Source organism: Aeromonas sp. 25-AL00135 (genome assembly GCF_054052385.1).
Genome location: NZ_JBSTYQ010000021.1, coordinates 45,443 through 66,013 on the forward strand (window position 1 = coordinate 45,443; position 20,571 = coordinate 66,013).

Here is a 20,571-nt window from a genome sequence, read left to right on the forward strand (position 1 = left end):
GGCCTTATGACGATCGTACGACACCTGTTTATCCTGCTGATGGTAGAGGTGCTGCTCCTCGGGAGTATCGCCCACTTGGTCGTGGGACTCCCCTGGCTGCTGACCCTGCTGTTTGTCGTGTTTGCCCTGCTTGGGTTGCGTTGTCTGGTGGTGCTCGGCAGCTGGCTGTTTACCCGCTTCTACCCCTCCCCGGCTATCGGCCCCTGGCGCAGGGTGAAGATGATGGCGCAGGAGATGCTGGCCTACCTCTACACCTTCACCTTGTTGTTACCGTTCGAGCCTTTGCTGATGGCACCCGATCGGCTGCGTCCATGCCAGCGCCCCGTATTGCTGGTGCATGGTTACGGTTGCAGTCGCGGGATCTGGCGCACCCAGCGCGCCCGATTGGAAGCCTCAGGCCATGTGGTCGCCACTATTACCCTGATGCCACCATTTGGTCATATCGATGAGATGGTGCCACTGCTGGCCACCCGGATTGACGATGTGCTGGCGCAGACCGGGGCTGACAAGCTGGTGCTGGTTGGTCACAGTATGGGCGGGCTGGTCTGCCGCGACTATCTGGCTATCCATGGTGGTGGCAAGGTCGCGCGCCTGATCACGCTGGCTACGCCTCATCAGGGCAGTCAGCTGGCCGCCCTTGGGCTTGGGGCCAATGCCCGTGAGATGGAGCCCGGTTCCGGCTGGTTGCAGCGTTTCGCCTCGGTTCCTCTCTGCGTACCCGGCATCTCGGTGCGCACCAGTCACGACAATGTGGTGATGCCGCAGGAGCGGCAACGATTGGCGGGAATGGAAGATATCGAGTTGCCTGCCATTGGCCATCTCTCTCTGCTCTACTCCCGTCGCACGACTGATCTGCTGCTTGATCTGTTGTCCCGAGTCTGACCCTCCTTATTCGTCCTTCAACTGTTATTCCAAATAAAACAGGGGCCTGATTGCTCAGGCCCCTGTTGATCTCTTTATCCCATCATCCGGTTAGAAGTGTATCCCCTTGATCAGGGTCGAGACGGCAACCTGATCGGCGGTGGCTTTGGATTTGTCGCCATCCTTGGGATCGGCAAAGGTGCGGAAGCTGGTGTTCATGATCACCTGGGCGACACGTGGTGCCAGGGCGTGAACCACCTGACCAAACACCCCGAGGCGAGTGGCCAGTCGCACATGCTTGTTGATGATGGTATCGCACACCAGATCGGCCGCCTCTTCCGGCGTCATCATAGGTACCTGCTCATAGACCTTGGTCGGCGCTACCATCGGCGTTTTCACCAGCGGCATATTGATGATGGAGAAGCTGACCCCCTTATCGGCAAACTCGGAGGCGGCGGTACGCACCCAGGCATCGAGGGCCGACTTGGAGGCAACATAGGCGGAGAAGCGCGGCGCATTGGTCAACACCCCGATGGAGGAGATGTTGATGATGTGCCCTTTTTTCTTCTCAATCATGGTGGGCAGCACCCCCATGATCACCTTGAGTGCGCCGAAGTAGTTGAGCTGCATGGTGCGCTCCAGATCGTGGAAGCGATCGAAGGAGTCCTCGATGGAGCGGCGGATGGAGCGGCCGGCATTGTTGACCAGAATATCGACTCCGCCGTGATCGGCCACGATGCGAGCGGTGATCTCCTCGGCCTGCGCCAGATTGGAGAGATCCCCCTGATAGATCTCGATGGTCAGCCCCAGCTCGGCAAACTCGGCTTTAGTCTCGGCAATCTTCTGCTCGTCGCGGGCGATGGTAACGACGTTGGCCCCCGCCCCCGCCAGCTTGCGTGCGGTTGCACGACCAATGCCGGAGGTGGCACCGGTCACCAGCACTACCTTGCCCTCTACCCGACCACGCAAGGAGCGATCGATGAAGAGTTCGGGATCGAGGTGACGCTCCCAGTAGTCCCACAGCCGCCAGGCGTAGCTGTGCAGCGGCGGCACTTCGATACCGGTCCCTTTCAGTACCCGCTGGGTTTCGCGACTGTCGAAACGGGTGGGATAGCTGATAAGGCGGAACACATCCTTGGGCAGACCCAGATCGGCGATGGCGGCATCGCGGATGCGGCGCACCGGCGCCATGGTCATCAGCATGGCGGTCAGGTGGCGGGGAATGAAATTAAAGAGAGAGGCGTTGATGCGGATCGCAGGCTCTGGCGCATGGGCGGCGCGGGAGAAGGTGCTCAGCATGTCGCCAACCCGCATCGGGTTGGGGTCGGTCAGGTGGAAGGTCTTGTTCTCCTCGCCCTCTTGATGGGCGATATGCACCATGGCATCGACCACGAAGTTGACCGGCACGATATTGATGCGCCCGCCCTCAACCCCGATGGCTGGCATCCAGGGCGGCAGCAGACGGCGCAGCTTCTGAATGGTCTTGAAGAAGTAGTAAGGGCCGTCGATCTTGTCCATCTCGCCGGTATTGGAGTCACCGACAACGATCCCCGGTCGATAGACTCGCCACGGAACTGTGCACTCGTTTCGCACAATCCCTTCCGCTTCGTGCTTGGTCTGGAAGTAAGGCATGTCGAGGTGTTCGGCCTCATCGAACATGTCCTCGCGAAACAGACCGTCAAACAGGCCCGCTGCAGCGATGGAGCTGCAGTGGTGGAACTGCCCCGCCCCCAGCCGCTCGGCAAGTTGAACTGCCTGACGGGTCCCTTCGGTGTTGACCTGCTGCTGGATCCCCGCCTTGGCGTTGAGATCATAGATGGCAGCCAGATGGAAGAAGTGGTCGATCTTGCCGATCAACTGCTCCTGCATCTCGACCGATACCCCCAGCAGCGGTTGTGTCATGTCGCCAAAAACCGGGACTGCGCGCGATTCATCCACATTCCAGAATGAGAACAGCTCTGGCAATTTCTCCTGATGAGAGGCGCGCATCAGAAAATAGACGGTACAGTCGGGATGCTGTTGGAATAACTTTTTGATCAATCGACGCCCGATAAAACCACTACCGCCAGTAATGAAATAGTTCATAAAGAGAATCCTGCTACTGATTAGGGTGTTACTAGGTTGTTAGATATATCACGATTCATATGGGAATCTGCAATTTGATTGTCGGTTCGTGAGCAAACCCTAATTTCGGTGGTGTGCCTGTTCCGTTATTAGGTAGAACCCTCTATTTTTTGTCCCTAGACTGAAGTCGAAAAATCAGTAATGCCACAACCCGATTGCAGTTTCGTTGTCGCCATTACATTTAACAGTCGTTATTCAAGGAGAAGATCATGGCTAAGAAATTGAAAGCGCTGGCAGGGTCAGTGACCGACAACCAACTCACCTCCACCATCAAGGAGTCCACCCAGCAGATCTGGTTGGCGGGTCTGGGTGCCTATGCCAAGGCGCAGGAAGAGGGTGGCAAGATCTTTGAAGCCCTGGTGCAGGAAGGGGAAGCATTGCAGGCCAAAACCCGTCAGAGCGCAGATGAGAAGATTGCCGCTGTGACCGACAAGACCGCCAATACCTGGGGTCGTCTGGAGCAGGTGTTTGAAGATCGCGTGGCCCGCGCTGTGGCCAGCCTCGGCATTCCGACCCGCAAGGATATCGACAAGCTCTCCAAGCGCATGGCCGAGCTGACCGATGTAGTCCAGCAACTGCTGGATGCGCAGGAAGAGGAAGCCCCTGCCGCTGAAGCCAAACCGGCTGCCGCCAAAAAGCCCGCTGCCCGCAAGCCTCCGGTAAAGAAGGCGCCGGTAGCCAAGGCTAAAGAGGCCGTGGTTGAGCAGGCCGCCGATCTCCTCTCCGCCGCTGAAGATGCGGTGAAAGAGGTGAAAGCCAAAGCAGAGAGCGTCCTGCCCTGATCCCTCGCGGTGACGGAAGGTGATTGATACCGGCCCATGCCCTGCGCTGGGCCGGTCTTGTCATGGTGAATGTCATGGATAGAGAGGCGACGCTATGAGTACCATCGCAATTGCCCTTGCTGGCGGCGGGCCGCTCGGCGGCATCTACGAGATCGGTGCCTGCGCAGCCCTCTCTGACAGCATCAACGGCCTGCGCCTTGACCATGCCGATATCTATGTCGGCGTCAGTTCGGGGGCCGTGGTGGCATCGGCGCTGGCCAACGGCATCTCGCCGGCTAAGCTGGTGCGGATCCTGCTCAGCGATGATTCGGGGGAGATGTTTGACCCGGCCACCTTGCTGCGCCCCGCCTTTCGTGAATATGCCGACCGCCTGACCTCGATCCCGCCACTGGCGTGGCAGAGCCTGACCTACTATCTGGCGGCGCCCTGGAAGCGCAGCCTGTTTGAATCGCTGCAGGGGCTCTCCAAGGCCATTCCGACCGGACTGTTCGACAACCGCGGGGTGGATCGCACCCTGACCCAGTTTTTCTCTCGTCCCGGCCGCAGCAACGATTTCCGCCAGTTGCGCAGTCGACTGTTTGTGGTAGCCACCGAACTCGACACCGGTCATCCGGTCGCCTTCGGCAGCTCGGGGCTCGATGATGTGCCCATCTCGGCGGCGGTACAGGCGTCAGCCGCCCTGCCCGGTCTCTTTCCGCCCTCCTTGATCAACGGTCGTTACTATGTGGACGGGGCGCTGATCAAGACTCTGCACGCTTCGGTAGCGCTGGAAGAGGGGGCGGATCTGGTGTTCTGCATCAATCCGCTGGTGCCCTATGATGCGGACATGGCCGCCGGTGCGCCGACCAATCTGGTGGACAGCGGTCTGCCGGTGGTGCTGGCCCAGACTTTTCGCGCCATCATCCACTCCCGCATGCATGTGGGGATGGATCGCTACAGACACCAATATCCCGACGCCGATGCCCTGCTGTTTGAGCCCTCTTCTGCCGATGGCGAGATGTTCTTCACCAATGTGTTCAGTTATCGGGATCGTCGTCGCCTCTGCGAGCACGCTTACCAGCATACCCGCCGCGATCTCTGGCAGCGCCGTGACGAGCTTGCGCCGGTGCTGGCCAAGCATGGCCTAGAGCTCAATCTGGCCGCGCTGGCCGATGAAGATCGCACCCTGCTGGCCCCCGGCATTGGCTCGGTCGCCGCCCTCGACAAGTCGCTGGAGCAGTTGCAGCACTGGCTTGCCAAACGCTATCGCCACGGCGTGCGCCGTTCATCACCAAAGGAGTAGCATGGATCGCAAACCCAAACGCCGTACCCGGGAGCGGATCCTGACCACTGCCCTCGCCTGCTTCAATCGACAAGGGGAACCCAGCGTCACCACCTCGGCCATTGCGGCCGAGATGGAGATCAGCCAGGGCAATCTCTACTACCACTTCCACAACAAGGAGGAGATCGTCAACGCCCTGTTCTGCGAATTTGAACAGCAGATGGATCGCCTGCTGGAGGCGGTCAGCACCCCGTCCGATGAGCCAGAAGATATCTGGCTCTTTCTCCACCTGATGTTTGAAGCCATCTGGCAGTACCGTTTCCTCTACTACGATATCGCGACCCTGATGAGTGGTTATCATCAGGTGGAACAGCGCTTTTCCGCCCTGCTGCGCCGCAAGGAGCAGACCGCCATCGCCATTTGCAACCATCTGCAAACGGTCGGGCTGATGGAGGGCACGGCGCAACAGATGCGCACGCTGGCGGCCAATGTGGCGCTGGTGGGCACATTCTGGATCTCTTACCAGCGGGCACTGCACCCCAAGGCGGATGCCGATATCGCCCTCGGCGTCTTTCAGGTGATGCAGCTGGTCGCACCCTATTTGCGGGCCGATGCCCGCGCTCATCTGGGCGCCCTCGCCCACCACTACACCGACAAGGTTTGATTCACATGCTACAGGGAGAACAAGCATGACCACTTCACAACTCGAATTTGTCACCTTCCCCTACGCGGATGCGGCCTATGACTATGCCGGCCAGAAGCTGGCGGACAACTGGGATCGCCTCCATCAGGGGGATGCCGAACCCTGGCCCGAGGATGAACAGGTACAGGATGCCTGGCGGGCCTATCATGCCGGGGATTTTGCCCGGGCCGTCGCCCTTGGCGAAGCGGCCGGTGAGGCGGGCCTCAATGTGGCGAACAAGGCACTGGTGATCCATGCCAGCTATCTGCTGGAAGACAAGTATGCCAAGCGCGCCGCCTTCGAGCGGGCGGCCAGCCATGCCGAGAAGCTGCAAAAACGCCAGCCTGACAATGCCAACGCCTGGTACTTCCACGCTCTGGCCCTCGGTCGCTACAGTCAGGTCATTTCCATCTCCAAGGCCCTCTCGCAAGGAATTGGCGACAAGATCAAGGCAAGCCTTGAGAAGACTCTGGAGCTGGCGCCAGATCACGCCGAGGCCCATATTGCCTTTGGCGCCTGGCACGCGGAGATCGTCGACAAGCTGGGGGCCATGATCGGCGGCCTCACCTATGGCGCCAAGAAGGAGGAGTCCGAGCGTCACTTCAAGGAGGCGCTGGCGCTGATCCCCGAATCGGCTATCGCCCGCATGGAGTACGCCAACGCTCAGGTGATGCTGCACGGCAAGAGCCGCCTGAAAGCTGCAGAAGCCCTCTATGCCGAAGCGGCCGAGTGCGAACCGATGGATGCCATGGAGCGCCTCGATGTGGAAGCGGCGCGGGAAGAGTTGGAGGATTAACCGCCACTCTTGCCACGGATAGATAACAAAACAAGAGGCCAACCCGCGGGTTGGCCTCTTTTATGATGGGGGCTGATCGGTTGGCTACGCCGCCATCAGTCTTTCAAATGCTCGCTCAACCGAGCAGCGCATCCAGTCCGTTGGGGTCAAACAACAGCTCCGGCTCCATCAGCACCAGCAACAGCAGTTGCTCGAACTCCACTGCAAACCGTTCGACCACCCGATCCGGATCCGGAACCAGCTTCTTGTCGGTGATAAGGCCCAGCTGCACCTTGTGATCGTAAGAGAGGATGGAGACGCCGACGCCGATATCCCCCGATTGCGGCACCCAGAACAGTGGTTGGCGTAGTTTTGCACCGGCCAGATAGAGGGTCTGCTGCGGGCCGGGTACATTGGTGATCACTGCACTGGCCTTGGCTGTGAGCAGCTCGACTGCCTGCTGCTGCACCGCATTGGGTGCCATGCCAAGGGCATGTAACAGGTTGAGCACCACCACGGGTTGCAGCGAGGTGCGCAGCGCCTGCATCCGGTCACGTACGGTATAGAGCCGCTGCAACGGGTGTTCAACATCCAGTGGCAAGTCCAGGGCCACCAGCCCGAAGCGGTTGCCAAGTGCCCCCTCATCGTCCGGTGCACGCATATTGACCGGCACCAGGGCGCGGATCTTGACCTTGTTGGCATCATCCCCCTTCTCCTGCAGGTAGTGGCGAAACGCCCCTGCGGTGGCGGCGATCAGCAGATCGTTGACCGAGCAGCCCAGTACCTTGCCCACAGCCTTGATATCCGGCAGATCAATTTGTTCCGACCAGGCCACCCGCTTGGTGCTGGTGGTCTTGCCACGCAGGCGGCAGGGAGAATCATCACCGAGGGTGGCGATATTGCACAGCTCGCTCGCCACATCCCGCCCGGTCTTGAGGTAATCCACCGCCTTGGTGGGATGGGTGACCACTTCGACATATTTGGACCAGAGGCTACCGGTCAGCTTGAGGCCGGCCCGCACCAGACGGCTGCCCTGGTGGCAATCCTCATCATCCTCGTCATCGTTGTCATCCAGTGGCTCCGGTGACGGTGGTCGCGGCGCCCCTTCCGGGGTGTTATCCATCATGGTCAGCATGGCCCGCACCAGCGAGAAGCCGTCGCCCATGGCGTGGTGAATGCGCACCACCAGCGCTTGCCCACCCAGCGACGTGTCGGTCAGGTGCATATCCCACAGGGGGCGCTGGTGGTTGAGCGGCGTCGAGGCGAGATCGGCCACCAGCTTCTCCAGCTCCAGCTTGCCCGCTTCACCCGGCAGGATCACACGCTTGAGGTGCTGATCGAGATCGAAATCGGGATCATGGCGCCAGTAGTAGGAGCCCCCCTCCAGCACGGCCCGCTGATGAAAGCGGGGTTGCACCGAAATGGTATGGCGCAATCCGGCCCGTAGACGCGCTTCATCAAGCTCCCCTTCAAACATCAGGACACCGATGATCTGCATCAGGTTGTTGGGTCTGTCCATGCGTAACCAGGCGGTATCGACGCAGGAGATAAATTCACTCAGTGGCATGGTTGTTTCCCTACAAAATGAATTTACCGAGACGGCAAATTGCTCCTGTCCTCATATCCGGATGAAGACTTGATGCAATAAGAATGACTTTAATGAGTGCCGACTCGAAAATATGAAATAAAGATGAAAGATTACTGGCAAATAGAATCAAGGCCTCGCCGGATAATAAATCTGACAAACCATATGGCTTGCCAACTTATTTCAAACAGCCATCGTTTACAGCTGGTTTATTTAAAACCAGTGCAACGAAGAGTTTCAAACACGTTTGGGGCAAGGTAAGCGATTGTCGACATAATCGAGGATCTCTTGCTCCAGTACGCTGCGTACCGGCAACAGCATCAAACCAAGATGCACTTCCAGTTCCAGGGTATCTTCGTCTAGGGTGAGAGTGCCATGTACCCCTGTGCCGCGAAAACGAAGCTCGGTCTCCTCTTCATCTGCCCATTCGCAATCGAGTTGATAGCTCTCGCTCATGTCCGCAGCGATGGCTTCGGCCGCGATCCGAGCGGCGGCCAATCCCAGCGGATGCTGACGGCTGATCTGGATGGTAGAGAGTGCGCTGCTGCCAGCGAGCGAGTTGAAGAACATGGTCGTTACTCTGGGTCATAAGTTAGTTATTGATATTAAACACATGTTCACAACAAATGAAAGGATGGTTCACATAAATGGGACTCACTTAACAGAGTCGAGAGGGATGCAGGCCATCAGCGGGACATGGCATTTATTCCCTCCCCCGTGCGCGCTACACTTGTCACGGAACGGTCAGCAAAAGCTGCTTGTTTTTCATTCACTTGTATCTTCGTATCACCCAATCCCCATCAATGGGCCCAAGGCCAGAGAGCTGTAGATGACGCATCAAGAACATGCCCACGACGACGATAGCACCCTGGGTCGGCTCTACCGCCAGCTCAAGCGGGTTGCAGCCTTGCGCGAGCAGATGCGTGCCCACCCGGAAGATCAGCAGGCTCGGGATCGGCTACGCCAGTGGCAGGCCGACCGGTTGGGGCGAACCCATCGTGATCTGCTGGAAAGTGACCGCTACGGCCCTGCCGCCGAGTTCTTCCTGACCGACCTCTATGGACCCGGGGATTGCGCCCGCCGCGATGCGGACGTGATGCGGGTGATGCCGACCGCCGAGCGGCTGTTACCTGAGTCCGGCCTCAAGGTGCTGGCCCAAGCGATCGAGCTCGACGCTCTCTCCGAAGAGCTGGACTACCTGATGGTGGTGGCGCTGCGGCGCATTGATGGCATTGATCCCATCACGCCGGACCATTACACCATCGCCTATCGTGCCGTGGGTGAACAGGCGCGCCGGGAACATCAGATTGCGCTGGTGAACGAGCTTGGCATGACGCTGGACAGGCTGGCGAGAAAACCGCTGCTGGGGGCGACCCTCAAGCTGGTGTCAGGTCCCGCCCATCTGGCGGGGCTTGGCGAGCTCTTCTCCTTTGTCGAGCGTGGTTATCAGGTGTGTCATCAGATGGGGCGTGCCAACGAGTTTCTCGAGACCATCGCCAGTCGCGAGACGGCCATCATGACGGCGCTCTTTAACGGCGACAGCCGTGTGCTGGGGTAAGGCTTATCGAGGGATAAGCCGCCAGAATAACAAAGCGGGCCGATGAGCCCGCTTTTCGTTTATCACTGTTTGCCGATATGTTGCCCAATACAAGACCGGTCAGATCACCAGCAGATCCATGAAGGCATGTACCGGGGTGGCGGCAAGGCGCGGCCCATCCTGACAGAGGGCCAGAATGTCGCTGACCCGTTTGGCCGGGAAGCGGGTGGCCAGATTGTGCTGGAATTTCTCCACCAGCAGCGGGATCCCCTCCTCCCGGCGACGGCGATGGCCGACCGGATACTCCACCTCCACCTTGGCGGTGTGAGTTCCGTCCTTGAAGAAGATCTGGATGGCGTTGGCAATGGAGCGCTTGTCCGCCTCCAGATATTCGCGGCTGTAACGCTTGCCCTCCTGCACCACCATCTTGCCGCGTAGCGCGTCGATGCGGGGATCGGCAGCAACATCGTCCTCGTAATCCTCGGCAATGAGGCGACCGAAGATAAGCGGCACCGCCACCATGTACTGCAGGCAGTGATCCCGATCGGCCGGGTTGTTGAGGGCGCCGACCTTGCTGATGATGCGAATAGCCGACTCATGGGTGGTGAGCTCGATACGGTCTATCTCGTCGAGCCTCCCCTTCACCTGCCCATGCAGCTTCATGGCGCACTCCACCGCGGTCTGGGCATGGAACTCGGCGGGATAGGAGATCTTGAACAGCACGTTCTCCATCACATAGCTGCCGTACCCCTGATGCAGGGCGAACTGATTGCCCTTGAACAGCACGTCGTAGAAACCCCATTTTGGCGCGCTCAGTACGCCTGGATAGCCCATCTCGCCGCTCATGGTGATAAGGGCTAGGCGCACCGCGCGAGAGGTGGCATCCCCCGCCGCCCAGCTCTTGCGCGACCCCGCATTGGGGGCATGGCGGTAGGTACGCAGGCTCTGACCATCGACCCAGGCCTGGGAGACCGCATCGATCACCTGATCGCGGGAGCCCCCCAGCATGTGAGTCACCACGGCGGTGCTGGCGACCTTGACCAGCACCACGTGATCGAGACCAACCCGGTTGAAGGAGTTCTCCAGTGCCAGCACACCCTGAATTTCGTGGGCTTTGACCATGGCTACAAGCACATCGGCCATGGTGAGCGGCGCCTTGCCCTCGGCCACGCGAGTACGGGAGAGCCAGTCGGCGGTGGCGAGAATACCGCCCAGATTGTCGGATGGGTGACCCCACTCGGCGGCCAGCCAGGTGTCGTTGTAATCGAGCCAGCGGATGATGGCGCCGATATCCCAGGCCGCCTTGACCGGATCGAGGCAAAGCTGGGTACCGGGCACCCGGGCACCATGGGGTACCAGTGTACCGGGTACGATGGGGCCAAGGTGTTTGGTGCACTCGGGGAAGCGCAGGGCCAGCAGGCCACAGCCGAGCGTATCCATCAGGCAGTAGCGGGCGATGTCGAGAGCCGCAGAGCTGGTAATGGGGTGGTTGCAGACATAATCGGCAATATCTACCAGTACCTGATCGGGCTCGGGTCTGTGGTTGACGTCGACGTTGGCGGACATCGTGATTTCCTTATCGTTGTTGTAGAGAGACAAAGTGACGGGGGGCCGGGCCGACATAATCGGCGCTCGGACGGATGATCCGGTTGTGCTCGCGCTGCTCCATCACGTGGGCGCACCAGCCGGTGACCCGCGAGCAGACGAAGATAGGCGTGAACAGCTTGGTCGGGATCCCCATGTAGTGATAGGCGCTGGCGTGGAAGAAGTCGGCGTTGGGAAAGAGCTCTTTCTCTTCCCACATCACCTTCTCCGCCTCGCAGGAGACGCGATAGAGGCGATCATCACCCACCGCCTCGGCAAGCTTGGCCGACCACTCCTTGATGATGACGTTGCGCGGATCAGAAGTGCGGTAGATGGCGTGGCCAAAGCCCATGATCTTCTCCTTGGCCGCCAGCTTGGCCAGCAGTTCGCGCCTTGCCTGCGCCTCGTCTTGCCAATCTTCAATCATCGCCATGGCCGCCTCGTTGGCACCGCCGTGGAGCGGGCCACGCAAGGTGCCGATGGCGGCGGTGATACAGGAGAACATGTCAGAGAGCGTCGAGGCGCAAACCCGCGCCGCAAAGGTGGAGGCGTTGAACTCATGCTCGGCGTAGAGGATGAGGGAGACATGCATCACCCGACGCTCCAGCTCGCTCGGCGCTTTCTGGTGCAGCAGCGCGAGGAAATGGCCACCGATACACTCTTCATCGGTATCTAGGGCGATGCGAACGCCCTCGTGACTGAACTTGTACCAGTAGATCAGAATGCCCGGAAAGGCGGCCAGCAGCCGATCCGCCACTTCATGCTCATGCTCGAAACCATCTTCCGGCTCCAGATCGCCGAGCATGGAGCAGCCAGTGCGCAGCACATCCATGGGATGGGCATCGGCGGGAATGCGCTCCAGTACCTCCAGCAGCGGCAGGGGCAAGGTGCGCAGGCGACGCAGTTCGCGCTTGTAGGCGTCAAGCTGCTGCTCACCGGGCAATTCCCCCTTGAGCAGCAGATAGGCGACCTCCTCGAACTGAGCGCTGTCGGCCAGCTCCTTGATGTCATAGCCGCGATAGGTAAGACCAGTGCCGCTCTTGCCTACTGTGCAGATACTGGTCTCCCCTGCGCTTTGACCGCGCAGACCGGCCCCGCCCAACGGTTTTTGCTGTCCCATAAGCTGCCTCCTATTCCTTGGCTGTAAACAGACGATCCAGTGTCTGCTCGTAGTGGTGATATCCGAGGAAGTCGTAGAGCGACTCCCGGGTCTGCATGGTCTCCACGACGGCCCGTTGATGGCCATCCTGGCGAATATGGTGATAGACGTTGAGGGCGGCCTGATTGGCTGCGCGGTTGGCACTTAAGGGGTAGAGCACCATGTCGACCCCGTAGGCGGCCAGTTGCTCTTTGTCAAACAGCTCGGTTTTGCCGAACTCGGTCATGTTGGCGAGGATCGGCACTTTGGCCGCCAGCTTGAACTGGTCGTACTGGGCAAGCTCGGTCACCGCTTCGGCGAAGATCATGTCGGCACCGGCGGCCACATAGGCAGCGGTGCGTTCAAGAGCAGACTCCATCCCCTCCACCGCCAGTGCATCGGTGCGGGCCATAATGACGAACTCGCTATTCTCGCGGGCATCCACTGCTGCCTTGATGCGATCGCACATCTCCTCCAGCGTGACCACCGCCTTGTTGGGACGGTGGCCGCAGCGCTTTTGGGCCACCTGATCTTCCATATGGACGGCGGCAACCCCGGCTCGCTCGAACGCGCGAATGGTGCGGGCGATATTGAATGCCCCGCCCCAGCCGGTATCGATATCGACCAACAGCGGCACACGGGTCGCAGCAGTTATCCGTTCGGCATCGATCAGCACGTCGTTGAGGGAGGTCATACCGAGATCCGGCAAGCCGTAGGAGGCATTGGCCACTCCGGCACCTGAAAGATAAATAGCTTGAAAACCGCTGCGCTCGGCCATCAGCGCCATATAGGCATTGATGGTGCCGACGATCTGCAGGGGATGTTCATTGGCAAGGGCGGTGCGAAAGCGCAGGCCTGCCGAGGGGGACAAACTGGACATCATGACTCCTTTCACCTGTCTAGTCTGGCTATCTAATATCACGTTTACGTTAACGTCAACTATACTTTCGTAACATTCTGGCCGCAGGCAAGACAGGAAACCGGTTTTAGGGTAAATTTCACCAATTCCTTCAACAGGTTGAATTGTATGATGGAGCCCGGTTCCGTAATTGTCTGTCCGGCGTGCGACTTGCTGATCCAGCGCAAAGCACTGCCGCTGCGTCGCCATGCCCACTGCCCGCGATGTCATCAACATCTCTATGGCCGTTATGCCTTTCGTCCCTCCCAGTTGATGGCCCTGACCATCACCGGATTTCTGCTGCTGCCCTCCGCCTTTTTTGAACCGCTGATCTATCTGCGGCTGGCTGGGGTCAATACCGACGCCGACCTGCTGCGCGGTATTCTGGTGCTGTTTGGCGAGGGAGAATGGTGGGTGGCCAGCCTGGTGCTCTGGTGCGCCGTGTTGGCGCCAGTGGGATTATTGGCGGGGATCTTTGTGCTGGCTTCGGGTCTGGCCAAACGTTGGCACATTCTTCCCGTCACTTTGAAGCTGGTCGAGGTGTTTCGCCACTGGGCCATGCTGGAGGTCTATATCGTCAGCCTGCTGGTTGCCCTGTTCAAACTGATCGACATCGCCGATGTGCGCCTCGGTGGCGGGTTGCTCAGCCTCGGTATTTTGATGCTGCTCAACATGACCCTGCTGATCCTGTTTGACCCCGCCCCCTACTGGGCGCGGATCCCGTTAAAGGAGCCGGAACATGACCAGCGCCCGTGAGATGGGACTCTGCCGCTGCCATACCTGCGGTCTGCTGGTGCGCTATCAAGCCGGGGCAGTCTGCCCCCGTTGCAGCAGCAAATTGCAGGTGCGCATCCCCCGCTCCCTCGCCTGGTCGTGGGGCTTGCTGGCGCTCGCCACCTTCATGTTGTTGCCTGCCAATCTGTTGCCCATTACCCATTTCTACAACAAGGGGTTACTGCAGTCAGATACCATCTTCAGCGGTATCATGATGCTCTATCGCAGCAAAATGAGCGGGATTGCCACCATAGTCCTCACCGCCAGCATACTGGTACCCGTGGGCAAGATATTGGGGCTGGGCTGGATCTGCTGGCAGTTGCAGCGGGCCAAACCGGTGCGGCGCAAGCGCCAACTGGTGATGTATCGGGTGATCGATTTTATCGGTCGCTGGTCGATGCTGGACTTGTTCGTGATTTCGCTGATGGTGGCACTGGTCGATCGGGGTGTGCTGCTGAGTGTCCGCGCAGGCCCGGGGGCCACCGCCTTTGCCGGTGTGGTGGTGCTGACCATGATGTCGGCCCGCATGCTCGATACCCGTTTACTGTGGGACAAGGCGGCCCGTTAATGATTTCTCTGTTTTTGTCTGATGCGCTGTTTAATCCAGCCAATAAGGAGTCACTATGATCGGGGCTGAACCCGTCATCGAAAAGCGCCGCTGGTTATCGCCGGTCTGGCTGTTACCCCTGATAGCCCTGCTGCTGGCAGGTGGCTTTCTCTATCAGCAGGTATTGAGCCGTGGCCAGCTTATCCAGATCAACTTCGCCCAGGGCAACGGCATCTTGCCGGGTAAAACCCAGGTTCGTTATCAGGGGGTGGCCATCGGCGTGGTGCAAGAGCTGGAGCTGGCTGAAGATGGCCGCAAGATTGCGGTGATGGCCAAGATTGACAGCCGTGCCAGACCGCTGATCCGCAAGGGATCCGACTTCTGGCTGGTGAGCCCCAAGGCGTCGCTCACCGAGATCTCCGGCCTTGATACCCTGGTCTCCGGCAACTACATAAACCTGCAACCGGGGCGTGAAAGCAATCCGCTGGAGGAGACCTTCGATGCACTGGAGGGCCCTCCTCCCGGCTATCAGGCTCAGGGTCGCATGCTGCACCTGACCGCCGATTCGCTGGGGTCGGTGGGGATTGGCGCCAAGCTCTATTTCCGCGGTATCGAGGTGGGCAGCGTCATCAATACGCGCCTGGGTCAGGACAACCAGAACGTCATTCTGGATCTGGTGATCGAGCCGCGTTTCGAACATCTGGTCAAAGCCGATACCCGCTTCTGGAACATCAGTGGCATCAAGGGCTCCTTCAGTCTGGCTGGCGTCAGCGTGGAGACCGGCAGCCTCACCTCCATTCTGAGCGGCGGCATTGCCTTTGACTCGCCCAAAGATTCACCGGAGCCGGAGAAGGGACAGACTTTCGTCCTCTATAAAGGGCTGGCGGAAGCAGCGCGCGGTGCGCGTATCGACATTGCGGCTGGTGATCTCCCGGTCAAGGAGGGGATGCCCATCCTCTATGAGGGGATCGAGATCGGTCGTATCGACCCCATTCGCCTCACCGACAAAGGCCGTGTGGTCACAGCGCTGATCAACCCGGAGCAGGCTTATCGCATTACCGACAAGAGTCAACTGGTGTGGGAGAGCGTCTCCCTCTCCGCGACCGGCGTGCAGCATGCAGATCGCCTGCTCTCCGGCCCGGCCATTCGCCTCGACTATGTAGCGGGCAAACCGGTACAGAAGATGACCCTGACCGATCGCGCGCCCCAGAGCGGCACCAAGGTGACGCTGCAGGCTGACGATCTGGCGGGGCTCAATCAGGATGCACCTGTCTGGTACAAGGGATTGCAGGTGGGCCGTATCAGCCAGCTCACCCTGGATGCGCGCGGCAATGCCAGCGTCGAGCTGGTGATGGCGCCGAACTATGGTCATCTGCTCAACCGTGCCCGCTTCTATCGCGCCACCCCGTTGCAGATCGATGCCGATCTGAGCGGCATCAAAGTAGAAACCAGTCCGGCCAGTGCCTGGTTGGGGGGCGGGATCAAGCTGGTACAAGCCAGCAGTGGCGAGCGGATTAACCGTCTCTACCCGAGTCAGGAGCTGGCACTGCTCGGCACCCGTAATGCCAAGCCCCAGCGCTGGTTGCTCAAGGCAGATCAGGCCGATGGCATCGGCATTGGATCGCCTGTGCTCTATCTGGGGCTGGAAGCGGGCAAGGTCAAGCAGCTGCGCGCCGCCAAAGAGGGGGTCGAGATCGAGCTAGAAATTGATGGCGTCTATGCTCCCCTCCTCGCCCAGCAACCCCAGTTTTGGAAAAAACCGGCCATCGACACCAAGGTGCGGGTCGATGGGGTGCAGGTCAAGGTGGGCAACCTCGGTACCCTGCTGCGCGGCGCCATCGAGTTCGACTGGCTGGCCAATGGCCGCAGCAGCCATCAACTGTTCGATTCCAGGGAGCAAGCCAAGGCCAAGGTGCGCCAGCTGTCACTGGTAGCAGATAGCAATCCGGGGCTCGGGATTGGCAGCCCGATCCGCTATCGTGGGGTCGATATCGGCAAAATTGAAGAGATCGAGTTGGAGCCGTCTCTGGGTCAGGTGATCTTCAAGGCCGAACTCGATGGCCACTATGCCGAGCGTTTCCTGCAGTCCGGCGCCCGCTTTACTCTGGTGCAGGCCAAGCTGGGGCTGGGCGGTGTCGCTCACCTCGATACCCTGATCAAGGGGGCGTTTGTAGAAGCACAACCCGGTAAAGGCGCTGGCAAAGATCGTTTCCCTTTGAGTCAGACCGGTCCTCTGGGTCTGGCCCTGACCCTCAAGAGCCCCTCCGTCAATGGCCTGAGCGTCGGTAGCCCGCTGCTGTTTCGCAAGATGGTGGTGGGCAGTGTCACCAAGGTGGCGCTGACTCGGGATGGTAGCGAGGTGGTGATCGACGTTAACGTCGATCAGGAGTATGCCCATTTGGTGCGGGCCAACTCCCGTTTCTGGAATGTCTCCGGGGTCAAGGCGGATATCGGCCTGACTGGCGGCACCATCGAAGTGGAGACGGTGCAGAGTCTGTTGGCCGGCGGCATTGCTTTCAATACGCCGGAGAGAGAAATGGGGTCAACCGTCAGAGCGGGCCACAGCTATCCGCTCTACGGCAAGGCCGAGAAAGAGTGGTTGGAGTGGAGCCCGCGCATCCAGCCCTGATCTCTTCACTTTGTATCTCATCCAAGCCCGGCACAGTGCCGGGCTTTTTTATATTCCGGTGCTTGTTGATAGGGTTCAGATTCAGAATATTCTTAGCCTTGTGGTAGGATATCGCCCCTCTTTTTCGGTCAACGAGACGGCACAGTGCACGACAACACCTTCCTTCCCGATTACTTTTTACGCCACATTGCGGCCATCATGCCGGCCCATCTCTCGATGGATGAGTTTGTGGCCAGTTGTCGACGTCCGCTGCGCCGCAGCATTCGGGTCAACACCTTGAAGATCGCCGTCTCGGATTTCGTCGCCCTGATGGAGCCACTGGGTTGGCAGCTTGACCCTGTCCCCTGGTGTGATACCGGCTTCTGGCTCACCCGCAGCGATGAAACTGTCCCACTTGGCAACACCGCCGAGCACTTGAGCGGGCTCTTCTACATTCAGGAAGCGAGCTCCATGCTGCCGGTGACGGCACTCTTTGCCAGCGACAAGATCAAAGCGGATGGCATGTTGCTGGATGCGGCGGCGGCCCCCGGCTCCAAGACCACCCAGATAGCCGCCTTGATGAACAATCAGGGGATGTTGGTTGCCAACGAGTTTTCCAGCAGCCGGTTGAAAGTGCTCAGCGCCAATATCCAGCGCTGCGGTGTGACCAATGTGGGCATGACCCATTTTGATGCCAAGGTATTTGGCCAGTGGTTGCCGGAGACCTTCGATGCCATCCTGCTCGATGCCCCCTGCTCCGGTGAAGGGACGGTGCGCAAGGATGAAGATGCGCTGCGCAACTGGAGCATCGAGAGCATCGACGAGATTGCGGCGGTGCAACAAGGATTACTGGAGAGCGCCTTCCATGCTTTGAAACCGGGTGGCGTACTGGTCTACTCCACCTGTACCTTGAGTGAGCAGGAGAATCAGGCTGTCTGCCAATCCCTGCTGGACAAGTTTGGCGATGCCTTGAGTTTTGACTCGTTGGCTGACCTGTTCCCTCATGCAGAGCAAGCTTGTACATCCGAAGGATACCTGCACGTTTGGCCCCAAATCTTCGACAGTGAAGGCTTTTTCGTCGCCAGATTGCGCAAGCATCACTCGGTGCCCAACACCATGTTCAAGCCGGGCAAGCTGGGTAAATTCCCTTTTGCGCCGCTTCCTGCCAAAGAGGCGGAACCCATATTGCGCGAGATCGAAGCCAACTTCGGGGTGGCACCGCAGGGTCAGCTGTTTGGCCGCAATGACGAGATCTGGCTCTTCCCCCAGCGGTTTGATCAGGTGCAGGGCAAGTTGCGTTTCGATCGCATCGGCATCAAGTTGGCCGAAACCTTCAAGAAAGGTTATCGCCTCACTCATGAGTGGGCACTGGCCTATGGCGATAAAGCGAGCAAGGGCGTGGTCGAGCTGGATAGCGCCAATGCGCGGGAATTCATGATGGGACGGGACGTCTGGCCAGAGCAGGATGCTGGCGCTGGCGAGGTGATCGTCCGCTATCAGGGGCATACCCTGGGCATGGGGAAATGGGTGGGGAGTCGGGTCAAGAATGCCCTCCCCCGTGAGTTGGTGCGTGACAACAATCTGTTCAATGCGTAGTGGGCCTTTCGGTGCATCAGCACTTGAACGAGTCTGAAATACCCACACTCTGGTTGAACTTTTCTTCGGATCTTGAAAAGCCTTGAGCCTTGTCTAAGCTTAAGGCAATCCGAACACCAGTTAGCGCACGGCTCTGCAAGGAGCCAATTCCCCTATGCCAGGTACAAGGAATTCGTACCTGGCTTTTTTTATCTCTTCACGTATCGCTGTTACTTCACTTTTGTGTCTATCCAACAGTCTCTTCGACCTGTATGGCGACTCTGTTTTCAAACGGAGGTTCTCTACCCAGCTCATGTTGGTAGAGCAGATCGATCGCCTGCTCGATAAGTGATGCCTGACTGTCTTCGAGATGAAGACCCAGAGCGGCCAATCGCTCTGCGTGGCGATTGCTGATCCAGCATTGCAGCCGGGTATGGGTCTCCTGCTTGCGTTTTACATGTTGGCGCTGCCGCTCGGCATTGTTTTGGGGACCCGCCTCTTGCACTTCACGCCCTGTCATTTCTTGGCTCATATGTCCTTGCGATGTTCCATTTCCGGGTTTGTTATCTCTCATGACATGCCATTATAAATTGGAAGGTGGCCCTTCCCTCTTGGGCTGTTGGCTTGCGAGACAAATATATCATCAGATCAACAAGATATCATTTAACATAAAAAATGAAGTGACGCAGTTATGTCAAAGCAAACCATCTAGGGCATGATCGGAGAACTTATGGGCGTCATCGAAGTACTCCTGCAGGGTTCGCATATCCTTGTGGCGCGTTACCTCGATGATCTTGTTCATCGGCTTGCCGGCAGTCACCGCCGAGGTGATAAATCCGCGCCGCAGGCTATGACCACTGACATAAAGATCGTCAATGGTTTGGCCGGTTCGGCGCTTGATCATCAGATTGATGCCCTGGGGGCCGAGTGGTTCGGCCATCAATTGGCCCCAGCGGTTCATGCGCCGAAATAGCGGCCCCTCGCTGATCCGGCTTTTGTGTAGCCACTTTTGCAGTGCCGACACAGGACAATATTGCTTGCCCGGGATCAGGGCTATCTCGGTTTCATGCAGCTGATGCTTGCTCGGTTTGAGGCGAAGGCGGATCCCCTGCCCCACAAAATCGAGATCGCTCACCTCAATTCGGGCTGCTTCCGAGCGGCGCAAGGCGCCACTGAACATCAAGAGCAGCAGGGTGTGATCACGCAAGCCAGCCAGATCACCGGTGTCGATGCCATCCAGCACCTGGGTCAATGGTTGCAGCGTCAGGGCGCCGGTTTTGCGCTTGCGGTTATCCCCCAACCTGACAATACCGCGCATCATCTCCTTGATTTCGGGATGTTCGGTGGGCATGGGGTGAATGCCTTTCTGCTTGAAGGCATAACGGATCCCGGCAAGCCGTCTCACCAAGGTTGCCGGTTTACGAGGTTCACCATTGCGCAGCTTCCCTTTTCCCTCCTCTTTATCCAGCCATACCCAGTCGGCCAATACGCCGTCAGCCTGATCAGCGAGAAAGTTCATGATGTCGTGATGGGTCGTTTGCAGCGGATCAAGCCCGTGTAATTGGCACCAGAAGACAAAAATACGGGTATCCGCCTGATAGGCATTGAGGGTGGAATCCGCTTTTGCACTGCGCAAAAAGCGGCGTGCCCGACTATTTAACTGCGCATCGAAAACAGTCTGCAGTGACTGATGAGACGGATTGGACAAGGTTGGATATGCCACGGAACTCTATGATTCATATGAAGTTTGATAGGATCTTACAGGATCCTTCCCATACATCAAGTATCGATAATGAATATTATCGATACTTAGAACATCTTGTTTTAATACCCTTTGACC

General features: G+C 58.8%; 18 protein-coding genes. 10 read left to right on the forward strand and 8 right to left on the reverse strand.

The annotated features are described in order from the left end of the window. The first annotated feature begins 6 nt into the window (after positions 1-6). Positions 7-882, forward strand: coding sequence for an esterase/lipase family protein (locus ACW5XC_RS17825; protein WP_042055034.1), 876 nt, complete (start codon positions 7-9; stop codon positions 880-882). Positions 883-972: 90 nt separating this feature from the next. Here the strand turns inward: ACW5XC_RS17825 and ACW5XC_RS17830 are convergent, their stop codons facing one another. Beyond that, complete coding sequence (locus ACW5XC_RS17830; protein WP_042055036.1) at positions 973-2,946, reverse strand: SDR family oxidoreductase; 1,974 nt, start codon at positions 2,944-2,946, stop codon at positions 973-975. A 248-nt stretch (positions 2,947-3,194) separates the two neighbouring features. Here ACW5XC_RS17830 and ACW5XC_RS17835 point away from each other — a divergent pair, with 248 nt between their 5' ends. From ACW5XC_RS17835 to ACW5XC_RS17850, 4 genes are all read left to right on the forward strand, one after another. Then, complete coding sequence (locus ACW5XC_RS17835) at positions 3,195-3,767, forward strand: phasin family protein (RefSeq protein ID WP_005333118.1); 573 nt, start codon at positions 3,195-3,197, stop codon at positions 3,765-3,767. Positions 3,768-3,861: 94 nt separating this feature from the next. Further along, positions 3,862-5,049 (forward strand): patatin-like phospholipase family protein, encoded by a 1,188-nt coding sequence (locus tag ACW5XC_RS17840; protein WP_042055038.1) that lies wholly within the window; start codon positions 3,862-3,864, stop codon positions 5,047-5,049. Between the two features lies 1 nt (position 5,050). After that, on the forward strand, positions 5,051-5,692 hold the full coding sequence (locus ACW5XC_RS17845) for a TetR/AcrR family transcriptional regulator (protein WP_005345492.1): 642 nt from the start codon (positions 5,051-5,053) through the stop codon (positions 5,690-5,692). 25 nt (positions 5,693-5,717) lie between these two features. Then, entirely contained in the window at positions 5,718-6,506 is a 789-nt protein-coding gene (locus ACW5XC_RS17850) for a tetratricopeptide repeat protein (RefSeq protein WP_042055039.1), read from the forward strand. A 115-nt stretch (positions 6,507-6,621) separates the two neighbouring features. On the opposite strand, the gene ACW5XC_RS17855 is transcribed toward ACW5XC_RS17850, so the two are convergent. Beyond that, positions 6,622-8,052, reverse strand: a complete 1,431-nt coding sequence (locus ACW5XC_RS17855; RefSeq protein ID WP_042055041.1) for a wax ester/triacylglycerol synthase family O-acyltransferase — start codon at positions 8,050-8,052, stop codon at positions 6,622-6,624. 255 nt (positions 8,053-8,307) lie between these two features. After that, positions 8,308-8,640 carry a polyhydroxyalkanoic acid system family protein gene (locus tag ACW5XC_RS17860; RefSeq protein WP_042055042.1) on the reverse strand — a complete coding sequence of 111 codons (333 nt, stop codon included), beginning with the start codon at positions 8,638-8,640 and terminating at the stop codon, positions 8,308-8,310. Between the two features lie 259 nt (positions 8,641-8,899). On the opposite strand from ACW5XC_RS17860, the gene ACW5XC_RS17865 reads away from it, so the two are divergent. Continuing rightward, entirely contained in the window at positions 8,900-9,628 is a 729-nt protein-coding gene (locus tag ACW5XC_RS17865) for an FFLEELY motif protein (RefSeq protein WP_042055043.1), read from the forward strand. Positions 9,629-9,727: 99 nt separating this feature from the next. Here ACW5XC_RS17865 and ACW5XC_RS17870 read toward each other — a convergent pair whose 3' ends face one another. From ACW5XC_RS17870 to prpB, 3 genes are read right to left on the reverse strand one after another with little or no spacing between them, the layout of a single operon-like run. Then, the gene (locus tag ACW5XC_RS17870; RefSeq protein ID WP_042055045.1) at positions 9,728-11,173 is read right to left on the reverse strand and encodes a bifunctional 2-methylcitrate dehydratase/aconitate hydratase; all 1,446 of its coding nucleotides are present in this window, start codon (positions 11,171-11,173) and stop codon (positions 9,728-9,730) included. 10 nt (positions 11,174-11,183) lie between these two features. Then, positions 11,184-12,311 (reverse strand): bifunctional 2-methylcitrate synthase/citrate synthase, encoded by a 1,128-nt coding sequence (prpC, locus tag ACW5XC_RS17875; RefSeq protein ID WP_042055047.1) that lies wholly within the window; start codon positions 12,309-12,311, stop codon positions 11,184-11,186. 10 nt (positions 12,312-12,321) lie between these two features. Next, positions 12,322-13,209 carry a methylisocitrate lyase gene (gene prpB / locus ACW5XC_RS17880; protein WP_042055048.1) on the reverse strand — a complete coding sequence of 296 codons (888 nt, stop codon included), beginning with the start codon at positions 13,207-13,209 and terminating at the stop codon, positions 12,322-12,324. A gap of 147 nt (positions 13,210-13,356) precedes the next feature. Between prpB and ACW5XC_RS17885 the strand changes: the two genes are divergently transcribed. From ACW5XC_RS17885 to rsmF, 4 genes are all read left to right on the forward strand, one after another. Then, entirely contained in the window at positions 13,357-13,983 is a 627-nt protein-coding gene (locus tag ACW5XC_RS17885) for a paraquat-inducible protein A (protein ID WP_005345516.1), read from the forward strand. After that, the gene (locus tag ACW5XC_RS17890) at positions 13,967-14,569 is read left to right on the forward strand and encodes a paraquat-inducible protein A (RefSeq protein WP_005333132.1); all 603 of its coding nucleotides are present in this window, start codon (positions 13,967-13,969) and stop codon (positions 14,567-14,569) included. The genes ACW5XC_RS17885 and ACW5XC_RS17890 overlap by 17 nt, the downstream gene beginning before the upstream one ends. Positions 14,570-14,624: 55 nt before the next feature. Further along, positions 14,625-17,177, forward strand: a complete 2,553-nt coding sequence (locus tag ACW5XC_RS17895; RefSeq protein ID WP_042055049.1) for an MlaD family protein — start codon at positions 14,625-14,627, stop codon at positions 17,175-17,177. 144 nt (positions 17,178-17,321) lie between these two features. Further along, positions 17,322-18,752: a 16S rRNA (cytosine(1407)-C(5))-methyltransferase RsmF gene (gene rsmF, locus ACW5XC_RS17900; protein WP_042055050.1), complete on the forward strand. Its 1,431-nt coding sequence runs from the start codon at positions 17,322-17,324 to the stop codon at positions 18,750-18,752. Between the two features lie 226 nt (positions 18,753-18,978). Here rsmF and ACW5XC_RS17905 read toward each other — a convergent pair whose 3' ends face one another. Further along, positions 18,979-19,251, reverse strand: coding sequence for a RepB family protein (locus ACW5XC_RS17905; RefSeq protein WP_080771409.1), 273 nt, complete (start codon positions 19,249-19,251; stop codon positions 18,979-18,981). Between the two features lie 174 nt (positions 19,252-19,425). Then, positions 19,426-20,454: a site-specific integrase gene (locus ACW5XC_RS17910; RefSeq protein ID WP_143182620.1), complete on the reverse strand. Its 1,029-nt coding sequence runs from the start codon at positions 20,452-20,454 to the stop codon at positions 19,426-19,428. Positions 20,455-20,571 lie beyond the last annotated feature (117 nt).